Origin of the sequence: Noviherbaspirillum soli (assembly GCF_015352955.1) — a bacterium.
Taxonomy (GTDB): domain Bacteria; phylum Pseudomonadota; class Gammaproteobacteria; order Burkholderiales; family Burkholderiaceae_D; genus Noviherbaspirillum_A; species Noviherbaspirillum_A soli.
Map to the genome: position 1 here is coordinate 1 of NZ_JACYOX010000102.1, position 863 is coordinate 863.

General features: G+C 58.1%; 1 protein-coding gene. It reads left to right on the forward strand.

All coding sequences use genetic code 11. From position 1 onward, the window contains the following. The first annotated feature begins 88 nt into the window (after positions 1–88). Positions 89–849, forward strand: a protein-coding gene (locus tag IGW04_RS25515) for an IS5 family transposase (RefSeq protein ID WP_228527396.1) whose coding sequence is annotated in 2 segments (ribosomal slippage) — positions 89–418 and positions 421–849 — 759 coding nt in all. Because the reading frame shifts where the segments join, the coding sequence is not laid out codon by codon here. The last annotated feature ends 14 nt before the right edge of the window (positions 850–863 follow it).

Sequence of the window (863 nt, forward strand, 5' to 3'; positions counted from 1 at the left end):
TAGGGCGTGTCATCAATTGAACTCTCGGAAATTTGCCTGGTCATTAGCGCGTTGAAAGTAATGATGGGGCGCGTAGCGCTGAGGGGTGATGACAAGACGTTACGGATTGCGGGATGACCAGTGGGAGCGCATCAAGGATTGGCTGCCTGGTCGGGATGGACATGTCGGGCGAACAGCCAAGGATAATCGCCTGTTTGTCGAGGCGGTGCTGTACCGCTACCGGGCAGGCATCCCCTGGCGCGATTTACCGGAGCGGTTCGGAGATTTCCGGGTGATCCATACCCGGCATACGCGCTGGAGCAAAAGCGGCGTCTGGCAACGCATTTTCGAGGCGCTAGCGGCCGACGCCGACAATGAATACGCCATGATCGATTCGACTATCGTGCGTGCGCATCAACATAGCGCAGGCGCGAAAAAAGGGGGGCCGAAGCTGAAGCGATCGGGCGCAGCCGCGGCGGGCTGAGCACGAAAATCCATGCCACCGTCGATGCGTTGGGCAATCCTACCGGCTTTCATCTGACGCCGGGACAGGCGCATGACTTGGACGGCGCCGATGCCTTATTGGCCGACACGCCAGCGGCCACAGTCATTGCCGATAAAGCTTATGATGCCGAGGAACGGGTCATTGCACCCTTGCACAACGCCGGCAAAAACGTCGTGATTCCGCCCAAGCGCTGCCGCAAACAGCCGCGCGACTACGACAAGCATCTCTACCAGGCACGTCACCTGATTGAGCAATTCTTTAACAAACTCAAGCAATATCGCAGCATTGCCACCCGCTACGATAAGACCGCCCGCAACTTCCTCGGCGCCATCCATCTTGCTGCCGTTGTTGTCTGGCTTAATTGATGACACGCCCTAGA